Here is a 19,480-nt window from a genome sequence, read left to right as displayed (position 1 = left end):
TGAATGGGCAATTGCTTCAACTCATCCTATGCCATGTGGCCTGTATTTTCGTCCCCGCGCCTTTAGTCGAGTCAATTGAGTATATACCGCTGGCCAACTCGGCACGCTCCCGCATGCTAGCCAGCCCCAGTCCACTCGATACAACACCTCCATGGGAACCGACACATTTTGCATCAAAACCAACACCGTTGTCTTCAATTCTCAACACAATGGTACTGCCCACAAGTTTTAAGATGATATTAATACGCTCCGCGCTACTATGTTTGACGGCATTATTGAATGCCTCCTGCACGATTCTGAAGATGACCACTTTGATTCGAACAGGAATATCTTCTTCTTTGATATCTAGTTGCAACTGAATGCTAATATTTTTATACACAACACTCGATTCACGACAGAACCAGGTGAGCGTAGCTAGAACACCAATATCATCTAACATGGATGGTCTGAGCGCCATTGAAATGCGCCTAACCTCTTCTATTGCGTGCTGAATTTTTGGGATGACATTCTCCAAATGTCGAAAGGACTCTTCAGTAGGGTGCTCACATATACTTTTAATACCAGCTTCGACGCAAAACTTCACCGCGCTTAACGTCTGTCCAATGCCGTCATGCAATTCAGAAGAGACTCTTTGTCGCTCTTTCTCCTGCGCTGACATGACCTGTTCCGACAATTTTCGCAGCTGATTTTTTGACACTCGCAAAGCGTACTCCGCGAGTATATGCTCATCAATATCAGTAAAGACTGAGAAGTTGCCAACCGTTCCCCCATGCAGGTCAGGTAATGGACTGGGTGAGACTTTTGCCCAGATGCCATTACCTTTCGGTCCTTTCAGCTTGACCTCATCAGAAGTAACTTTACCCGCTTTGAGATTTGCAATTTGCAGACTCCAAGCGGCCTGACTGGTTTCATCAATAAACTCAATAGCAGCGTGACCAACGATCTCCTCGCGTGGACGCTTGAGCATTTCACAGAATCGATCATTAATATAGGTGACGATGCATTTATTGTCGCATACCATCAAACCTTCACTCATGGTTTCAACCAACAAGCGAAACTCTATCCGGCTTTTTTCCAGTTCAGCCTCAATGCGCTTGCGGTCTTCGATTTCTTGTTTCAAACGTAGATTTGCATCAGTCAGTTCTAAAGTACGGGCTCTAACGAGTAACTCTAGCTCTGAGCTCGACGCTTTAAGCTGGCTAATATTGGTAATCGCAACGCGCAATATCAGCTGGTTGTTAGTACTTTTTATTTGCAGACAATTAATATGGGCAAAGAACGTTGATTTATCAGAGCGGATTAATTGCAAATCCAAACTGTAGCTATGCTCACTATCACCTCTCTTATACCGCTGTAGCAATTGATACCAGCGGTCTTTATCATCATCAGCAATGAACTGTGCAAAGCGTCGCTGGATAAGATTCTTACGATTGAAGCCAAGCATTGTGACTGCTTTTAGGTTAACTTCATGGATCAGCCCCGTATTGGTGATAGAAAGGTAACCGACTGGAGCAAATTCATACAGATCTACATAACGGTCACGTGAGTTTTCTAGCGCAACTTGTGCCAGCCGCAGCTCCTCATTCTGCATCTCCAGCTCAATCTGATAAACCCCTAGTTCGTGAGTAAGTAAACCTACAGCTTGCGGTGCTGATATTGAACCCAAAGCAGGAGCCTGAGCAAAGTCAGCCTCGGCCTTATCTCGCAATTGCTGGAGCCTTTTTTGGTAATGTTTGAGTGGTTCTTCGTCCATTTACTCACCCCCAATCTACAACAATTTTAATTGTAACTGACCGACTTTGCCAGCAATACAAAAGGTGTTTATTGTTATTTTTTAGATATCTAATAATGTTAACTTAACGCACTTACGTTTAATCTGTTTACAGCAAATAATACGCCAACACACAGTGCTGGTGGTAAGTTGGCATAGGGATAATATAAACAACTCAGAGAAATGAGCATTGTCGAGGCTTTGTTGGGATATAACCAAGGTGATTAGCGTTTAAATAACTCTCTTTAATATCCTTAATACCTGAAATAACATCACCTTTTGTCGCATTGGGAATACGACGCTGACTAAGCTGTCGAAACTTTGACAGCAACTTAAAGCGTTAGCTGAATGCTATTGACTCGATACTGATTATAAAGACCCATGACCTTATTAACATACTCCCTAGTTTCAGGATAAGGCGGCACTTTATTGCCGAAACGGGCAACGGCCGTTTCTCCTGCATTGTAAGCAGCCAGTGTCAACCGCACATTATTGTCAAATAACTTTAACAAATCTTTCAGGTAGCGCGTGCCGCCTTGCACGTTCTGAACTGGGTCGTATACATCTTTAACACCATAGCGTTTTGCTGTCGCTGGCATCAGTTGCATCAGACCAACAGCTCCTTTTCTAGAAACCGCTCGAGTGATGTAATTCGACTCTGTAGCAATAACGGCATGCAATAGCGCCGCCTCTACATTATTAGTGTGTGCTACTTCGTCCACTAAAGCTCTGAAGGGTATGCTGGAAACGGAAGGAGGAAGGGAATTGGTGATCACCGCCAGTGCAGGAGCGCTTACTTTAGGCGACTCTAATATCAGCGTATAACGACTATCGTTGGGCTGATTAGTCAAAGTAACCGTTCCACTCTCGTCTTCAAAAGCAAAAACATCTGCAAGAACGTGATGAGTTGCTCCAATACCAAGCACAAACAGCACTATTTTAACAATTAAATGTCTGTTCATTATGTGTCTCGCTTATTGTTTTAATGTTAACTATTACAATGTTTAACATTTCACCCCATATAAGCGCTTGATGGAATACAGTAAATACCCTATATTGACTCGTAATAAAGCAAAGTAAGTTATAAGAGAAATTGCTGTAATAGTTCTCATGCCTGTAAGGCATAAATACACTACTACCTGTATTGCTTACAGTGTTAGTAAGTGTTTAAAATATAATTCAAATTATAAATTGAACAATTAGGGGGCTGATTGGAGCACTATATGTTCAAAGTTTTATTAGTTGAAGACAATGTGGATTTTCGCCATTCCCTAAACAAAAGCCTGATGTTATGTTTTCCTGCTATGGTAATTGCAGAGTCAGCTGATGGTAAGGATGCTATGGTCAAGATTGATTATTTCAAACCTGATCTGGTTTTTATGGACATCAAGTTACCAGACGAGAATGGGCTCAATCTGACAAAGAACATCAAGGCAGAGCATTCAGACATTGCCGTTATCGTCATGACAGCCAATGATGCTCCCGAATACTATCGGGCAGCGTACCAAGCTGGCGCCACTTATTTTATTGATAAGGGGTCCGTGTCCATGGAAAAAATACCTGCAATAGTTGAAGCTATCTTAGGTTCTAAGGTCTGTCACTAAGTTAACGGCGCACCTTAGCACCATGTTCAATACAGTCAACCCGCCGAACAGCTGGCCCACCTAAACTAGCTCGGCAGTTTAGTCGCATCAATCGATCAACATATGGGGTATTCACCCCATAAAAATACCGCCTTCACCCTACTGTGTAATTTCCCCGTACTCAATAAAATGTAACTCAAGTCATTAAGTTAAGAGTTTTTTGTCTTGATTGCTTTAACGATCATGATGAAATTATGTAGCTTAAAGTGTGAGAGTTGCCATGAACAATGCATTGAAATCAAATCAGCAAATGACTAAATGGGTCATGCATTCTAAGCAGACTCGCAAAACTCAAACAAGATTAAAAGAAAAAGCATACTTAAACTTCAAGTTAATCAGTCAAGCGGTGTTCATTACTACAGTTTTATCAACAGCGAGCGGAGCCTTTGCGCATGAGGAGGACGACTCGCACGCCAATCATCATGTCACCACGCAAAAAATTAAGACATCATCGGCTGGCTATAATCTGCCACAAGTGAATCTGGTACGGGCTGATGGAAAAACCGTCTCACTACCAGATGAACTAAACGATGGGCGTCCGGTTATCATGAACTTCATCTATACCACCTGCAAAGCTACCTGCCCGTTAAGTAGCCAGATATTCTCCCAATTACAGCGTAAGCTTGGTAATGAACGCGAAAAAGTTCATATGGTGTCAATTTCGATTGACCCTGAGCAGGACACGCCTACCCGTCTGACAGACTACGCTTTCAAATATAATGCAGGAACACAGTGGCAGCTATATACCGGCACCATTGAGGCCAGCCTAGCTACTCAACGCGCTTTCGACGTATACCGAGGTGACAAGATGAACCATGTACCGGTGACGTTACTCAGAGCGGCAAAGGGGAAACAATGGTTAAGGATAGATGGATTTGCCTCGGCGGACGATGTATTGCAACAATACCGTACGCTCATCGCTGCTCAATAAATCTGACCTATATTTTTCAGAGTCGTTACAGCCAAATTTAAGACAGATACCTCCCCACAAGAGTGTTCATGGTCTAATCCATTCAGACGGCTTAATCACATCTTTGCCCTCACCTGAAGCAAACCTCACGATATAGCCCCCTTTGGACGCGAAACGCTGACCAGACGCCAGTGCCAGATGTGGGTAGTAACCAGTCACAATTCGATGTTCTATCATGCTCTGCATACGCTCAATCAGATATTCACGAACAAAAGTATCGGTCATATGACTCAATGTTTCAGCAAGTAGTCCACAGGCAAGATAAGTGTCGGCCTGCACCTGCTCATCTACAACAGGAATATGGCTGATTGAAAACCAGCCGCGCGCAAAATCGACACCGACACGCCGGTGCTTTGGTAAGTCAAATGGATAAGTGAGCTGTATTCGTTTGCGCCAGTCAGGCGGTAGCGGCGCATGCTCAAGACCGCCTAGTAAGCCTGAGACAAACACGGTAGAGGGTACATCCGGCACCTGACTGAGAGCCGAAATATCTGGTGGTCGCAACCACAAGACCAACACATTTTCTGACTTGGTTTCATTAAGCGCATTAGCCACACTGGAGGCAGGTAACTCTTTTGCTAGGGCATGTGCTTCAAATTTGAAACCATGTGGCTCAAGTAAAGCGGCGAGCGCCATAGCGCCCTCTTCACCACCATCCCCAGCACGGTAAACTTGTCTTATCTGCGTCACCATATTTTCGTCATGCTGTTTGAGTAGATTGTTAGCGATTAGGCCTGCTTCCAGTAACACACCCTTGGAAAAGTAAAGCGAATAGAAGTCACGATCAGCTTCGGCAGGTGGCGCCTCAACATTTGGGAAAAGACATGGAATGGTCGACTTTTCACAAAACGCATGGACAGGCGCCCAGTTTGCACCGCCAATCCCCGACACAACTGCTAGAACGGGCTCTTGGGCAAGATGCTTCTCAAGCTGCATCTGCCAGCCAGTCGCAGGGCCATTTAACCGCCAAATATGCAGTTGCCAGTGACGATTGACCATGTACATCATTTTTCGAGAGGAGCGCACTGGTGGAGTGGCACCAATAGGAAAGGTGTTCTTGACTGCAAAATAGTGTTCTATCACATCGAGCATGCCTTTAGCTTTAATGGGGTCGGCGTCTGGGGTGATAATGGTAGCAAAATGCAGTACCGTGTCATCAACCCCAGGCAGCCGTCGCTGATCGAGGTGTTTAAGATGCCCGATGAGCGCTGCCATATCGGCATCATTGAGTTGATAACGCGGCATTAGATAGTTGAGTGGCTTTCCTTCGGAATCTATACCTTCTCGAATCGCCTTGGCGAGGCTTTCATCCGTATAAGGCTCGCGATTAGGACGTATGCCCTCGACATATGGCAAATCAAGATTCTCTACACTTGAAGCTCGTGCGTGAAACAGATAACGACCAGTGATAGGCGGAATGGAAATGCGACCCTCCTTAGAGCCCAAGCCGCTGCGCTGGTGGCAATTGATGCAAGCTGCATCTGCACCCATACTAGTCGCGCCATCATCACGTTTTCCCTCCAACGCTTCGCCTGATATCAGCACACCTTTACGGTAGATTGTTTCACCTGTCTGTATTGTTGGATCGGCTGCGTGACACAACGGCACCACTGATACAACTAGTAGCGATAGGCTAGCGACCACCCTTAGCATTGGCGTTGAGCGGAGAAAATGAAATGCACCGCTCAGCCGCAGACATACTGAATGAAGAGTTAGCATTACCTAACATCCTCTGGTCGTTCTTCAGCAACTGCGTTAACAGTTACTGCATTACGACGTTGCGGAACGCTCGGTTTGGCAAAGATATTTTCTTCCAGAGGTGGATTAAGCAATACTTTTTCTATTAACAGCTTATCAGGCGGCTCTGTTGCGCCCTCTCCAGTTTCTATCAACAATGGCACCTGCAACCCACCCATAGACTGATAGTTGCGATTAAACACCGGCACCATCACAGACTGACCAAGCTTATTGATGAACTCGCGATCGTATTTGATATCCAGAAAACTGTGTGTATCGACCCAGACGTGATGAGTGACGCCTGATGGCAATTTTATACTCAGACGGTAGGCTTGTTGACCCGCAACATCCTCTACTCCGTCCAATGTCACATCGGCAGCATTCGATTGCAAGCCCATTAGCAAGCCGCCAATACTGGGTTCATCTCGCGCAAACCTCAACTCTTCATTGGTATATTGCTGCAAATCAGGCTTGCCACTGCTTGTTGGACGCATTTTCCACCCTTGATTGCCATCAAAAATGCGTACACTTTTTTGGTTTTGGGCTTTAATCTCAAAGCGCGTCTTATTCGGACGCTTCATTTCAAGGACAAACGGCATTTTGGCAATGGGGGCATGGGCACTCTCAATATGGCCTATCCAGACCATGGTCTGGATTTTCTGCCATGCCTCCAAACCACCTCTAGCCGAGATATTCTTATTGATAATCTCGGACGCATCTAGCAGTGGTGTAGTGATTAATTCGTCAGCATAAGAATGGGATGGGATGGCAAGCCATACAAGTAAACCCAATGCTGAGAAAAGTTTCATTATCACACGCTACCTAATGGTCGGTTGTTGTGGCCAGATTCACCTTTGGTTTTGCGAAGATTGTGTCGTCTAGTGGTGGATTCAAGGTCACAGTCTGAATGTTCATTTTATGCGTCTGACCGACGCCATCGACCACGGTCTCTGTTACGTATGGAACCGAAAGCCCATTCACTTTCTTAAAGTCACGATAGTAAATAGCAACATTACGCAATTTTCCATCCATTTTGCGCGGATCACCGTCGATTTTCACTTCCAGAAAGCTACTAGCATCTATCCATAGGTTACGCTGCTCACCATTTTTCATGGTCAGCTTGAGCTTATAGGCATCTTTGCCTTCCACGGCTTCAGTGCCTTGCAATTCCACCTTGGTGCCCTTAGCAGCATAATTAATCAGAGGGCCGTCCAGCTGCGGCCATCCACTAGCCACTTTAGCTTCGGCTGGGCTAAATGGCTCAACGTCATCACGTCCCAAGAAAGGTCTCACTTTCCAACCCTGTGTGCCATCGTAAACCTGCACTGCCGGCTGATCCTGAAAACGAATCTCTAAACGACTCTTGTAAGGTCGCTTCATGCTCATGACAAATGGCAGCATGGTATTCTTTTTGCCGCCAGCATCCATCTCGCCAGACATGGTCATACTGCTCACCGCGCGCCAAGCTTCAAGTCCGCCGCGAGCCTTAGCGTTTTTCTCCACGATTTGTGCCACAGTCATATCGGCTGTTTGCGCACCATATGTAATCGGTACAGCGGTAGCATTCACAAGCGCCAAACAAGCTGTGATATAGATTAATTTTTTCATAATAGCCATCCTCAGTTTATGCGCTTTAGTAGCGCCATTACTCAACCATCAACCCATCAGCATGAAACGAACCAATTAACACACTCACACGATCACCAGACTTGACAATATTGCCCTTATTGGAAAATACCATCCAATATTCCTTGCCAGTTTCAACCGTGTTGGTTTGCCGCAATTGGCCAATTTTATCCATGACTGGGACCTCCAGCATCGCGCGGCTACGTAGCCCATACATGCGTGGCGTGGCTTTATTATCACCAAGTGCCTTAGCAAGCGCAGGCTCGACCACGCGGTAACTAAAGCGTATAAGGTTGCCGGACGCAGTTTGGCTCACCTTCAAATTATCCACACCCCAAACAGCCTGATAATATTCTTTCGCCCGCTCGGTTAATTTGGTTTGATGATACGGCGAGGTCTTGTGTGTGCTGCCGCCAATATGTCTTTGCTCGGCTTGAACCATGAATGACAATGTAAGCAACCCACATACAACTATCAGCCCGAATAGCTTTGCCATGCTGCCTAGTTTTGAATCATTTGTCATATGCTCACCTTTTGCTGAATTACCACTACAAGCCAGTAAAGTTTGTTGTACTTGCCCGACCAAATCAACTCAATGCCGTTTGCCCTGTCCGCTTGGAACTCCTGGGAAGCCCACCGTAATTGCCAGCGAGCGCTTATGTGCTTCATTTGGCTCGTCCACTTGCACATGCTGTCGGCTTGCTTTTACATAGGGAGAAACTTGCGCTTTTTTCTCCGGCTTTTCTTTAGCCACGTCCATCTCATCTGATGAATCGATAATACTTGTCACTTGTGCAGCTTCAGGCACTTCTGCTTTAGCTTGAGTCCAAGCTGTCATTAGCATTACGCCACATACAAGCAATGTAGCTGACATGATACGAACAGTTTGGAGTGGCTGCTTAGGCATACCTAGCTCGGCCTTTTCTGATAATTCTCTGATAAACATATCGCCAAGTTTCAACATCATCGCCTTACTCTTTTCTACAAATTCGCCAATGACCATAAACTCATATCAAATAACTACTCCAACAACTACGCCACCCTAAATCCACTATGGGTTTGGACTGGCCTCAATCTGCTTAGGCTTGGCGACCTCCATCCAATCTTCTACACTGCGTTCACTGGCGCCAGTTGCAGCTTCATGCGACCGTCTGGGTGGGTTGTATTTTTTCCTCTGCTCTTCGTTCAACAATGCACGAATCTGGTCTGCTGTTCCATTACTAATCGCCTGTGTTGCACTAATGCGATAGGCCGCTGGCAATGATGGATCACTCCAAACCTTCATCACCTGCTCACGCTGGCTCTCTAGCACTTTCCTCAACTTGGATTGTTGTACCTCATCCAAATCGAGCGCTTGCGAAAGTGCCTTGATGCGGTCATCCAAGCCGCCTCGCACGGCGCGGTATCTAGACTGAACTGCTGGCACCTGAGGATTTGGCGCTTGAATCCCCAAATCCTGTTTCTCTGTATTGGCATAACTAGGAGCATGATTGGTCATTGCAAGCACCAAAACTAGATAACAGACTAATCGACCTACTCTAATTTCTCCAAACATCATATGCTTTATATTCTTTCTGAGATTCACAACCCCCCTGTGGCATTAGTGCCTGCCTCAGGGGAAGTCGATCGTCACGAATCTCATCTACCTGTGTCAATCAGTGTCGTCAATTTGCAGTTCCATTCAAGCTGGATGTTTTCAGCCCTGCTGCGCCTGCTGTCACACTCAACGTTGCGGGCTTAGCTCCAGCTGCCTGCGCTGTCAGTGGCTTGAACTGTACTCTTACGGTACAGGTCGCACCGGGCGCCAGAGAGGTCACTGTTGTTCCACATGTTGATTGCTGTACACCCAGCACCGTACCAATAATTGCATAGTTGGCTGCATTCGCCACTGGTGATGAAGACAATGAACCAGTCGTGATACCTGTCAGAGTCACATTGCCAGTATTTGTCAGTGTAAATGACTGACTTGGGTCAAGCGCACAAGCAAGTTGCCCTAAACCAGTACCCGGACAGTTTCGTACTTGAGAAACAGTCCATGAAGCAGGCGCTAATGTGGCAGAAGTCACTGGAGCAACGCCAGTCCCATTAAGTGCAACTGGCGAGCCAGTGACTGGGACACTACCTGTAATAGTCACTGTGCCTGTTGCCGCAGCTGTTCCTGTTGGCGTAAATGTCACTGTGATAGTACAGCTGCTACTAGCTGCTAACGTTGCACCACAAGTTCCACCAGCTCTTGAGAATGGACTTGTCACTGCAACCCCTATGCCAGTCAATGACCCGCCGCCAGTGTTTTGCAATGTCAGCGTTTGCGCAGCACTGGTTGAACCAACCGCCACATTACTGAAGGTGAGTGGGCCACCAGTTACGCTTGCTATCGCTGCAGGAATCACCTCAACCGCACCAATATCCGGCACTCCAACGCGAGTATTTCCGTAGAAATCTCTGCTTGGTGCGCCATTGGTATTGCCATTATCGACAGCAACAGATGTAGATGGAATCGAGTAAGCACCATTTTTAGTTCCAATATCTGCAGATGCAACCATTTGTTCAGCTGCAGTCGCAGTTGAGACATTTGGCCGACTCAGTGTTAGAGGACCATAGGACAGATTCAACCAGTTATGACCTTCATCCACTGTTGCCGTTGGCCTGATGCCACTGAACACAAACACGTCAGCCAAACCTGTAGTTTCGGATGAACCTGGAGGCACATTGAAACCGTGGCAAGACTGACCAAGTCCGCTAGCTAGCTGATTACAACCCTCTGGCGCTGTTCTTGCACCGTTACAGAACTGTGCAATGACCGGTGAACTTCCGCCCACATGATTGTTAGCAGAAATGCTCGATACCACATTCACATTACGCACATCATTCGTGTAGATAGAGTTATTCAGTGTCAATTTAGTACCACTTGGAATAGTGCCACCTGCAACGTCATCTGTGCGAAGACCGAAGTCCCAATAACTAGCACCCTGCGCGCACTCGCCTGTCGCTGTTTGATTCAACTGCGGAGCTAATGCCACTAAGTTCTGTTGCGATTGCAGACCAGTACCTGGCGAAACAATATCAACGCTGAAAGAACGGTTTTGCCAGATGATATTGTTGGTCATGATTGGCAATGACACTTTCTTACAGGTTGCATTGACCCCACTGGCAACTGGATAAGGGTTACCAGAGTTATACGTCACGGTTCCACGGTTATTAATCTGAGCAGTATTGCCACTTCCTTGTAGATAGGTGAAATGAGTGCTGTCAGGAGTAGAAGCCACCGTTTTTGTCCCATTAAAATTACCGCCTCCGTTATTGACTGCAATGCTGATAATGTCACCAACATGAAGCGTTACCGGCGTAGCGGTTGTCACTGTGACTGTTCCACTGACACGCACTATGCTAGCAAGATTTGCCACAGTCTGGATTGTTGGGCAGCTCACGTTTTGATTTGCCAACCCGGCAATCGCATCACGCAGGTTAATGGTATTTGCCATCACTACCAAGCCAGCTGGTTGTGGACCGTGCGGTGCGTCAACACCAAGACAGTTAGGATTCTGTGGTGCATTCGGATCCGTTGTCGGTGTGCAACCTGGAGGTGGAGACGAAGCATTGATTGCACCTAGCGTTTTGAAGAGTGAACCAGCTGATGCAGTCGTATCGTTTGACACCACTGTATTGTTGGTGAAGTTCACTTTCAACGCATCTTCAATCGACACACCACCGCCATCCCAACCAGCAACATTATTAGCGATGATGTTGTTGGTGACAGTCACGCCGTACCAACGTGTATTATTGGTCGGGAAGGCAATCATCTCGCTGCCGTTTACTTGTTGTAAGCGTAAGCCACCGCCACTACCGCTCTCGGCACTATTACCCAGAATAAGATTGGCATCGATGACCAGACCAGCACCTGTACCATCACCCAGACCAGGAGGGCAGTCGTGATCGGTGGTTCCGCCGCACTCAGCACCTTGGAAGGTACGTGGTTCGTTAGCGCCTTGGATGACAACACCACCGCCATTCGTAGGCAGAGTTGGATTGGTACTTTGGTTGAACAAGATGTAGTTGTTGTTGATCTTGCCATTAAAGCTCACACCCAGTGTTTGCAAGCCGCCACCATCGCCAGTGGAAAGGTTACCAGCGATCCAGTTATGGTCAATCTGGTAGTTATCGCCACCCGCACTCACTGTGACGCCACCAGCACCAGCTGGAGTGCCCGTGAACAGCGCATCGCCGATAGAAGCATTGTTGTAAAGCATATTGTGGTGTATGCGTACGTTCACATCGAAAGCGAATGGAATCGTTGCACCCACAGGCGTGCCGTTGAGTGGAGGGCAAGCATCACCGGCTGCACCAGCACCACAGATCACACCATCATTAACAAATACTGGTGGTGTCTCACCGTTACCTAAATTAATCGCGCCAGCAAGCGTCCCGTGGTTACCCGATATGCGAGTATTCGCAATTTCAAGGTTATGCCCCCAGCCGTGGACAAACAAACCGCCGCCGCCTTGTGAGCTATTGAGGACAGACAGACCATCAATGCGGGATGGGTTGCAGTAGTAGTTACTGGTTCCGTAATCCAAACCGTTGGTCAGAGTACTGTCGGCGCGACAGTCATTGTTACCACCGCTGAGCCATTGGCTTCCAGAAGGGAATGCTCCAGCAGCAGTAGGATCAGCAGCACCCCAGAAGTCGGTACTACCATTCGGAATGCGAACACCGCGACCCAGCACTGTGATGCCAGCACCTTCATAGGCACCCATCAGAGTAGGCTCTTGCAGCACTTGGGCGAGGTTACCATTGCCCGAAGCATCCCATCCTGTGATGGCCTCAAATGGGATGCGGTCTCCACGTTGGTGCATTGCGGATGGGCAAGAGTACTGACCGTTTGGATCGAAAGCAGCGCTGCTATTACCTAAATTAGGCACACCGCTTAGCGTAAGTCCGAAGACACAATCCACCTGACGACGCCACTGATCCATTTTACCTGCAGGATGTGCGTCAGCATTAACAGTGACAGAGCCCGCGCCCACACCTTGCAAGCGTACCGGCTTCCACATGATCAAGTTTTCGCGATATGTGCCTGGACCGACAATCACCAAGTCTCCTGGTTCAGCACTGTCAAGCGCAGTCTGGATTGGGCTGAAGCCAAAGCGGCCAAAATTAGCCGTGTAATCTTTCACAGACTTACCGCCAGGCGCGGTCACACCTTGCTCAGTCACGAACCAAGGTGAGCTACCGCCAACCGTCACAGTAATCGCGTCTATCGATTGTTTACCATTATCGGAACGGGTAATCACTAACTGTCCACACTTAGAAGCTGGTTGATTACGTTGTTGTACAGTACAGTTAGGCAAACCATTAGGCACCGTACCTGTAATCGTATCATTGCTCCATGTCACGCCAGTCAATGGACGAGCAACGCCGTCATTGCCAACCAGTGCAACGGAACCTGCGCTACTACCAAAATCATAGTGTCTGATGATAGTCTTTTGGTTGTAGGGTGCAGATGTTGCATTAGGGCCAGAGTAGTTTGGATTCTGCACCTGCTTAGCCCCAAGTGCTGTAATTGTTAGATTACCAGAGGCTGCAGTTGCTGCAGTTGCAGAAGCGCCGCTACCACTACCGCCAGTGAACCCAATCGTTGGTATTCCTGCGTACCCAGAACCACCAGTCAGCAAGATCACTGAGGCTACGGAAGCGCCACTCACTGTAGCCGTTGCTGTGGCACCGTTACCGCCACCGCCAGTGAAGCCGACTGTAGGCAATACATAGCCTGAGCCGCCGCTCACTAGTTGCAAGGAGCGAATATTAAGCGAAGTTGTCGCAGTTGCTGGCCCAGTGCTAAATGTAACGGTAGGTGGCGATGTATAACCGCTACCACGTGTATTAGTACCACCAGTCAAACTAATGCCTGTTACGCGACGGTTGAGATTAAGCAACTGATTACTAGACATCGTTGCTGTTCCCCGCGCCAATACGCAGGTTGTGCCATTAATTGCGCAAGGTGGTGCTGAGAAAGTGACTACTGGTGTCGTAATACCTCTATATGAGCCATTCGCACTCGTTACCGCAACGGAGCCGACACCCATATTAGCAATCGCACTAGCGCCACTGCCACCGCCGGCAAAGGTCACTGTAGGTGCTAATGCGTAGCCGTTACCGCCATTGGTGAGATTCAGAGCACCTATCGGACTAGGTGTCAGTGTGGAAATTGCTTGCGCCCCACTACCACCGCCACCAGAAATAGTCACCGTTGGAGCACTACTATAACCAGAACCTGCTGAATTCAGGGTAATCGACGAAACAACTCGAGACCCTGCAGCCGCGGCCACCCATGGCCCGATGCCGTCACCCATCACAGCCTTAATAGCTGGCGTTCCGTCAGGATACTCAGTGTCTGGCAGATTGTAGCCATCAGCAAAAGCTTGTGTTGGAATAACTGGTGTATCCATGTAGGCAGTGAAGCCAGGCATGAAAGGTGTTTCGTAGCAGAAATTGCTATATGCCGGATTGTAGGATGGATCAGTAATCATCGGGCTATTCGGATTCAAAGGATCTGAATGTATCGGACCAGGGTCGTTCATACAGGCAATTGCCATCTGTGGTACGTACCCAGTAGGGTTTGGTGGGTTGACGCCATAACTTGAGAAGAACAAGCCGTTATAGACACCCCATTGGTCAGAATAGACGCGGGCTACCTCATTGCCGTTAAAGTCACGTAAACCAACTGGCAGATTTGGTGGACCAAACTTCTCGCCAAATTGTGGGGAGAATGGATCGAACTCTGAAGCAAAGTCGTTCGTCATCATGCCTGTGAAATGACCAGCAATGTGAGTTGAAGTAAAGACATAGAATTTCGCAAGCGCGGTCATTTCGTCTTCAAGTATCACTTCTTTGCGATCACACAATGGTCGCAATGCACCAGCGAACGGTGCTGCTTGCCCTGCTCCTGGGAACAGACTGTTAAAATCTGGCACGATGCGTTTCTCACCAACACAAGCCCAGAAAGCCTCTACGGTGCCAGTGTCACCTTCGTGACGAGGTACCGCACCATTGTTAGTAGTAGACTGTATCAGGTTGTTTTTGTTGTAGTAAGCATTCACTGCCGCCTGGTCAGGCATGATGAAGATGCTACCAAGCCCCGCAAACTGCTGAGTCACTGGCGCAACATAAACATCTCCCATCAGGATATTTTTATCTTCCTCTTTCACCAGTTCGTATCCTGTTGGCACAATCACTTCAACTACATATTTGCCAGCAGGTAACATTTTGGTACCGTCGCCTGATGGATTATTCACACAAATTGAGCAATTAGTGCCAGTAGGCAAACCAGTTGCCAGATCAATACTGGTCACACTCGGGAACTTGTACAGACCATCATAAGGTGCGGGTTGGGCTTGGTTTAATTGTGACCAGCCATCGTAGCATTTGAACTGTGAATTGTTTGGCAGAGCAGTCTTAGTGGGGTCTAACCACATTTTGCTGTCTTTCAATGTCGCAAAGAATGGACTTGAAGCATCTTGGCCTGGGCAGTTCATGTTGGGTACACCGTCAGAACGGAAGCCCTGCGCCCAATCATCGAAACTGGTGGTCTTAGTAGTATCGACCAGTTTGAGTGTTTTACTGCCATCAGCTGCTGTACCTTCTTGATACAGATTAATCTGCACGCGTGGTACACCTGGCTCCCAGCTAAGTTGCAAGAGTAATGCCGGGTCATCAAATGGTCTAGTCGAAGCGTAGATCACATGACCCATGATGCCGCCATTTTCAGTTTTGGCAAAAGGTTTCTTGGCAAATTCTATAAAAGTATTTTGACCAAGTAGACCTTGCCAACCTTCTGTGGTTGTACCTGCAGGGTCAACACGACCAGTAGAGCCGCCAGCTGTATCGCCAGCAGGGCAGTCGGCAGAAGCGCAATATCTAGCACCGGGCACCCGCAGCGCAGGAGGCAAGCTGTTATTTTCTATCGTATTCGCAAGATTAGCAGCGATAGTCGAGCTTCCTCCACCGTCTTGCCCATCAACTGGACCGCCCGCGTCGTAAACCACGTGAGTCGCTGTTGATTTATAACTTGTAGTGTAAGAATCAACGACCAGCCAGTTCATGAAAGGGAATACTTCGTTAAAACCAGCATAACCTTTTAAATCAGTACTATTGAAAAAACCGAAGCTACCATCGCGATAACGAATATTAGTAGAAACAAGAGGCAACCCTGGCTCATCTTCTTGCGAAACCCCATCACCATTGGTATCTATAAATGTGCGGGTGTAAAGATTGGTGCGCCACTGGGTCACTGGAAATTCCTTAGTCGTATCACCATTCACTACTACCGTGGACACCAAACCATCGAGCATGATGTCATTCCATTGGTCGAAAACTGTTAACTTGTACGTTCCATTTGGCATTCCAGTGAAAGTAACTTTACCGTCTGCATCACATTTTTGGAACGCGAAATCCTCAGTATCCGCAGGCCCTACTGAAACATAGCAGGTTGTAAAGCCGTAGTGATCGTAGCTATGGGTACTAAACGTACGCTGATCTGGCGTACGGGACATATGCGTATTTGCAACACTGACATTCAATGTATGTGAGCAATCCAAACTAGCACAGTAAGCGGCTTTACGATTATTGATGATTTTAGGATTGGCAAAACCGATGGCGACATGGTAGCCGCCGGGTCCGAACTCTTGGAAGTAACCGGGCTCGTTAGGTTTGATAAAGGCCTCATGTGCTTTGCCGCCATCCAAGGTATTGGTTTGTAGCCACTCCTCTCCGCGTGCAATCCGGTCATGCCCTGGCGTAGCTACTATTTCGTACAAGCCTGGATATAGATTAGCAACGACCACTTGACCCGCTAAAGGTGACAAGGTCTTACCATCTGACTCAAATTTTGGACAGGTTGGTACCATGCCAACGAGACCATCTGACTTAGTACTGATTGGGCAAGCATCAAGGCCGGTCACAGGATCTTTTGTGCCTGCAAGAGAGTTAGAGACTGGCATGTTGAACATGTCATAGGTAATCTGTCCGGTCGCATCACCTAGACCACCTGCCTGGTCAAACAGCTTGATTTCAAACCCGCTTAAACCTGGCTCATTGGGGGCGATCACATCAACGCCACCACCGGCATCATTTTCACCGTTTAGTGGATTATCGTCCTGAAACACGAATACAGAGATTTTTGCCGTTGGCAATGGTGTTTGTTGCAAACTGATATTCACAGGCGCCCCAGCTCCAGCTGCAGCCTGTTGAACCTGTTCTTTTGAAATTTGCGCCCCGCCCATGGCATGACCACAGAGGGCAGAAGGGCCACCAGGCTCCCAGGCGCCAGTCGGACCACTGAAGGGGCCACAATCTCTGGCAATATCAAACGGAACATCTTTACCACCAATATTTTGTGGTCCACCAGCGCCACCTAGCGTGGTATTGATGCCGTCACCAGGCAACACGGAAATATAGTAGCGTTTGCTTGGATCAAGGGCAACCTGACTTGGCAGAACCGCAATCTTCTTGCCCGCATCGGTACGGCACACGCCATTACCCACATCGCAGGCAACTGGTGTGCCCTGCTGCGCTTGTCCGATTTCGCAAGAAACGTCACCGACACAACCAGTGGCTATCACTGGCATGTTGGCAGTATGGAAGTTATAGCCAAGGCTTTCTACTGGTAATGGAGGACAGCCATCTGGTCTTTGGCCAGTGCCTGTATTGACCTGACACTTAGGGTCAATCCAGAAAGTACGGTCTTCCTCTATAATCCAGCGATAGTCGTTAATGGCCACGCCAGTCTTGGCATCTTTGACATTCACCGCAAGGTTGCTTGGCGTCGGAAAGGTCAGTGTTACCGTTGCAGGACCTGTGCTCACTGTGTTCTGTGTATTGATAGCATTATACTGAAAGGTCACATTGACTGGCGCTGTCGTAGGTGCAGTTGTTGGTGTAGCAGTAAAAGAGCCATCCGCATTCAGTATCACCGTGCCGCCCGCAGGAGTACCTACAATCGCAGTTTTCAACGGCAATCCTGAAGGATCTGTGTCGTTTAACAACACACCAGGTGAAGCGACTTTAATCTGTGTGGCGATGGCGCTAGTGTAAGCATCTGAGTTAGCAACAGGTGCGCCGCCAAGTGCAGCACATCCGGGTGTGCTTGCATCACACTGGGTTATCGTTGCCGTCTTGCTAAGCGTTCCGTTCACAAGGTAACTAAATGCGCCTGCACAAGTGCCGGTAGTGGGTGGCGTATAGGTAAAAGTTCCATCTGACTGAAATGCCAAGGTCGCACCAACTGGTAGAGCGCTAGAATCCGCTAGCGTGGCGCCGTTGGCACCCACAACACCAGCTAGAACACCTTTATTTGGGTCACTCACGGCCAAAGTCGAACCTGATATACAGTAATAATTTTTATCAACAGCACTTAGGGTAGTGCTGGAGCCTCCGGGCGAATTTGTACCCACGCCAGATGCAGCACCGCCATTAATGGCAATGTAAGCCTGCATACCACCATCGCGCTGGTTGTTGGTTGACAGGCTTAGCGCCCTGTCAAACAATGCATAGGTAGCAGGCACATAGCTTCCAGATGAATGTGTCGGCTGAATCGTCACATCATAGGTCTTACCAGCAGGGAGAAGTAACTCGCTCTGCACTTTAGGCACACCTGGCAGTTTGTTTCCATCTTCAGCCAATAATGTCATGTTTGCATTCACTACTGATGGCACATGCATGCGTAGACCCGCATTCACAAAACGCAGCAATACATTGCCTGAAGCTACCGTAGCAGCAGGGCCAGCAAACGTAGAGGATCCAATATTGGTGCGATCAAACGATACACCGTTAATCAGATAATAGCGTGGATCGTAGTTGACGGCTGGTGGGTAGCAGGTATGTACGCTCTGATCACCGCATTGACCAGCCTGACCGTTCCAAACCAAGCCATCACTGAAGCCAGCAGTTTTTACCGCAGTATCGACTGCGGTATTTTGCAATTGATCAATTTCACTTAACAATAGTGGAACGTCTTTGTCAAAAGCCTGACCTGGGTAGGTGGCGTCGGTCACTACCAACATCCCGTATAGTCCCATCGGCCCTTGAATTGAAGGCTGCGTACCAGACTCAATTAAATAGGTACCGGGACGGAGACTGCTCCAAGTCAACACTTGCGAGCTACCTGCTGCGACTTCAGTACCAAATGAGCGCACACGAGCTGCTTGTGCAGGTGGACAAAATGTCCCGGCGGCAGCTGCAGCGGCTGGGTCTGCTCCCGGTAAACAAGCTGTAGGGTCAGGAGCACCTAGCGTTCCTGGCCATGTCGTGCCTTGTGCCGCATGCGTTGGACTAGGCATACGCGCAGGGGCGCTACCCAAGCCACCACCAAGTTGGCCAACAATGACCAGAGAGGTTGGAACGGTGTTGGTTCCACTACCTGTGGCAAAGCTCAGGTTATTTGTTAGATTAATCGTTAAGCCGCCAGCCGCATTTGCCGGAACCGTAATCACCACTGGTGACCAGTTATTACCAGCGGCTGGATTTGAGGCTGCACAAGTAGCACTAGCAGCGTTAGCATCAACTGTACCGCAACGATAGCCCCACATCGGCACGGTCTGCCCATCGGGTAACTTTGTTTGCGTGGGTGCTGCGGTCAAATTGATCGTTGCTGCAAGTGCGGCACTACTCGCCAGCAGGAGAATAAATGCGGCAAGACCAGATTTGATTAGGCTTGTCTTGCAATTATAGGCTCTCATG

Annotated in this window: 11 protein-coding genes; 2 read left to right on the top strand and 9 right to left on the bottom strand. The window is 48.1% G+C overall.

Annotated features, from left to right (window positions below; all coding sequences use genetic code 11):
- Positions 1-16: 16 nt before the first annotated feature.
- Positions 17-1,753: a PAS domain-containing sensor histidine kinase gene (locus M301_RS02495; RefSeq protein ID WP_013147183.1), complete on the bottom strand. Its 1,737-nt coding sequence runs from the start codon at positions 1,751-1,753 to the stop codon at positions 17-19.
- 350 nt (positions 1,754-2,103) lie between these two features.
- Positions 2,104-2,733, bottom strand: coding sequence for a lytic transglycosylase domain-containing protein (locus M301_RS02490; protein WP_013147182.1), 630 nt, complete (start codon positions 2,731-2,733; stop codon positions 2,104-2,106).
- Positions 2,734-2,994: 261 nt separating this feature from the next.
- On the opposite strand from M301_RS02490, the gene M301_RS02485 reads away from it, so the two are divergent.
- Both M301_RS02485 and M301_RS02480 read left to right on the top strand, forming a co-directional pair.
- Positions 2,995-3,375: a response regulator gene (locus M301_RS02485; RefSeq protein WP_013147181.1), complete on the top strand. Its 381-nt coding sequence runs from the start codon at positions 2,995-2,997 to the stop codon at positions 3,373-3,375.
- 259 nt (positions 3,376-3,634) lie between these two features.
- Positions 3,635-4,345 (top strand): SCO family protein, encoded by a 711-nt coding sequence (locus tag M301_RS02480; RefSeq protein WP_013147180.1) that lies wholly within the window; start codon positions 3,635-3,637, stop codon positions 4,343-4,345.
- A gap of 66 nt (positions 4,346-4,411) precedes the next feature.
- On the opposite strand, the gene M301_RS02475 is transcribed toward M301_RS02480, so the two are convergent.
- The 7 genes from M301_RS02475 to M301_RS14145 form a co-directional block, all read right to left on the bottom strand.
- Positions 4,412-6,103 carry a c-type cytochrome gene (locus M301_RS02475; protein ID WP_013147179.1) on the bottom strand — a complete coding sequence of 564 codons (1,692 nt, stop codon included), beginning with the start codon at positions 6,101-6,103 and terminating at the stop codon, positions 4,412-4,414.
- Complete coding sequence (locus M301_RS02470; protein ID WP_013147178.1) at positions 6,103-6,930, bottom strand: LolA-like protein; 828 nt, start codon at positions 6,928-6,930, stop codon at positions 6,103-6,105. The genes M301_RS02475 and M301_RS02470 overlap by 1 nt, the downstream gene beginning before the upstream one ends.
- A gap of 13 nt (positions 6,931-6,943) precedes the next feature.
- Positions 6,944-7,729 carry an outer membrane lipoprotein-sorting protein gene (locus M301_RS02465; RefSeq protein WP_013147177.1) on the bottom strand — a complete coding sequence of 262 codons (786 nt, stop codon included), beginning with the start codon at positions 7,727-7,729 and terminating at the stop codon, positions 6,944-6,946.
- A gap of 37 nt (positions 7,730-7,766) precedes the next feature.
- Positions 7,767-8,270, bottom strand: a complete 504-nt coding sequence (locus M301_RS02460) for a hypothetical protein (RefSeq protein WP_013147176.1) — start codon at positions 8,268-8,270, stop codon at positions 7,767-7,769.
- A 69-nt stretch (positions 8,271-8,339) separates the two neighbouring features.
- Positions 8,340-8,750: a hypothetical protein gene (locus M301_RS02455; RefSeq protein WP_013147175.1), complete on the bottom strand. Its 411-nt coding sequence runs from the start codon at positions 8,748-8,750 to the stop codon at positions 8,340-8,342.
- Between the two features lie 48 nt (positions 8,751-8,798).
- Positions 8,799-9,245 (bottom strand): hypothetical protein, encoded by a 447-nt coding sequence (locus tag M301_RS02450; protein WP_041359336.1) that lies wholly within the window; start codon positions 9,243-9,245, stop codon positions 8,799-8,801.
- A gap of 166 nt (positions 9,246-9,411) precedes the next feature.
- A complete protein-coding gene (locus M301_RS14145) occupies positions 9,412-19,479 on the bottom strand; it encodes a choice-of-anchor D domain-containing protein (protein ID WP_013147173.1) in 10,068 nt (3,355 codons plus the stop codon).
- Position 19,480 lies beyond the last annotated feature (1 nt).

This window comes from Methylotenera versatilis 301 (genome assembly GCF_000093025.1).
Taxonomy (GTDB): domain Bacteria; phylum Pseudomonadota; class Gammaproteobacteria; order Burkholderiales; family Methylophilaceae; genus Methylotenera; species Methylotenera versatilis.
This window is presented reverse-complemented; position numbering and strand designations above follow the sequence as displayed.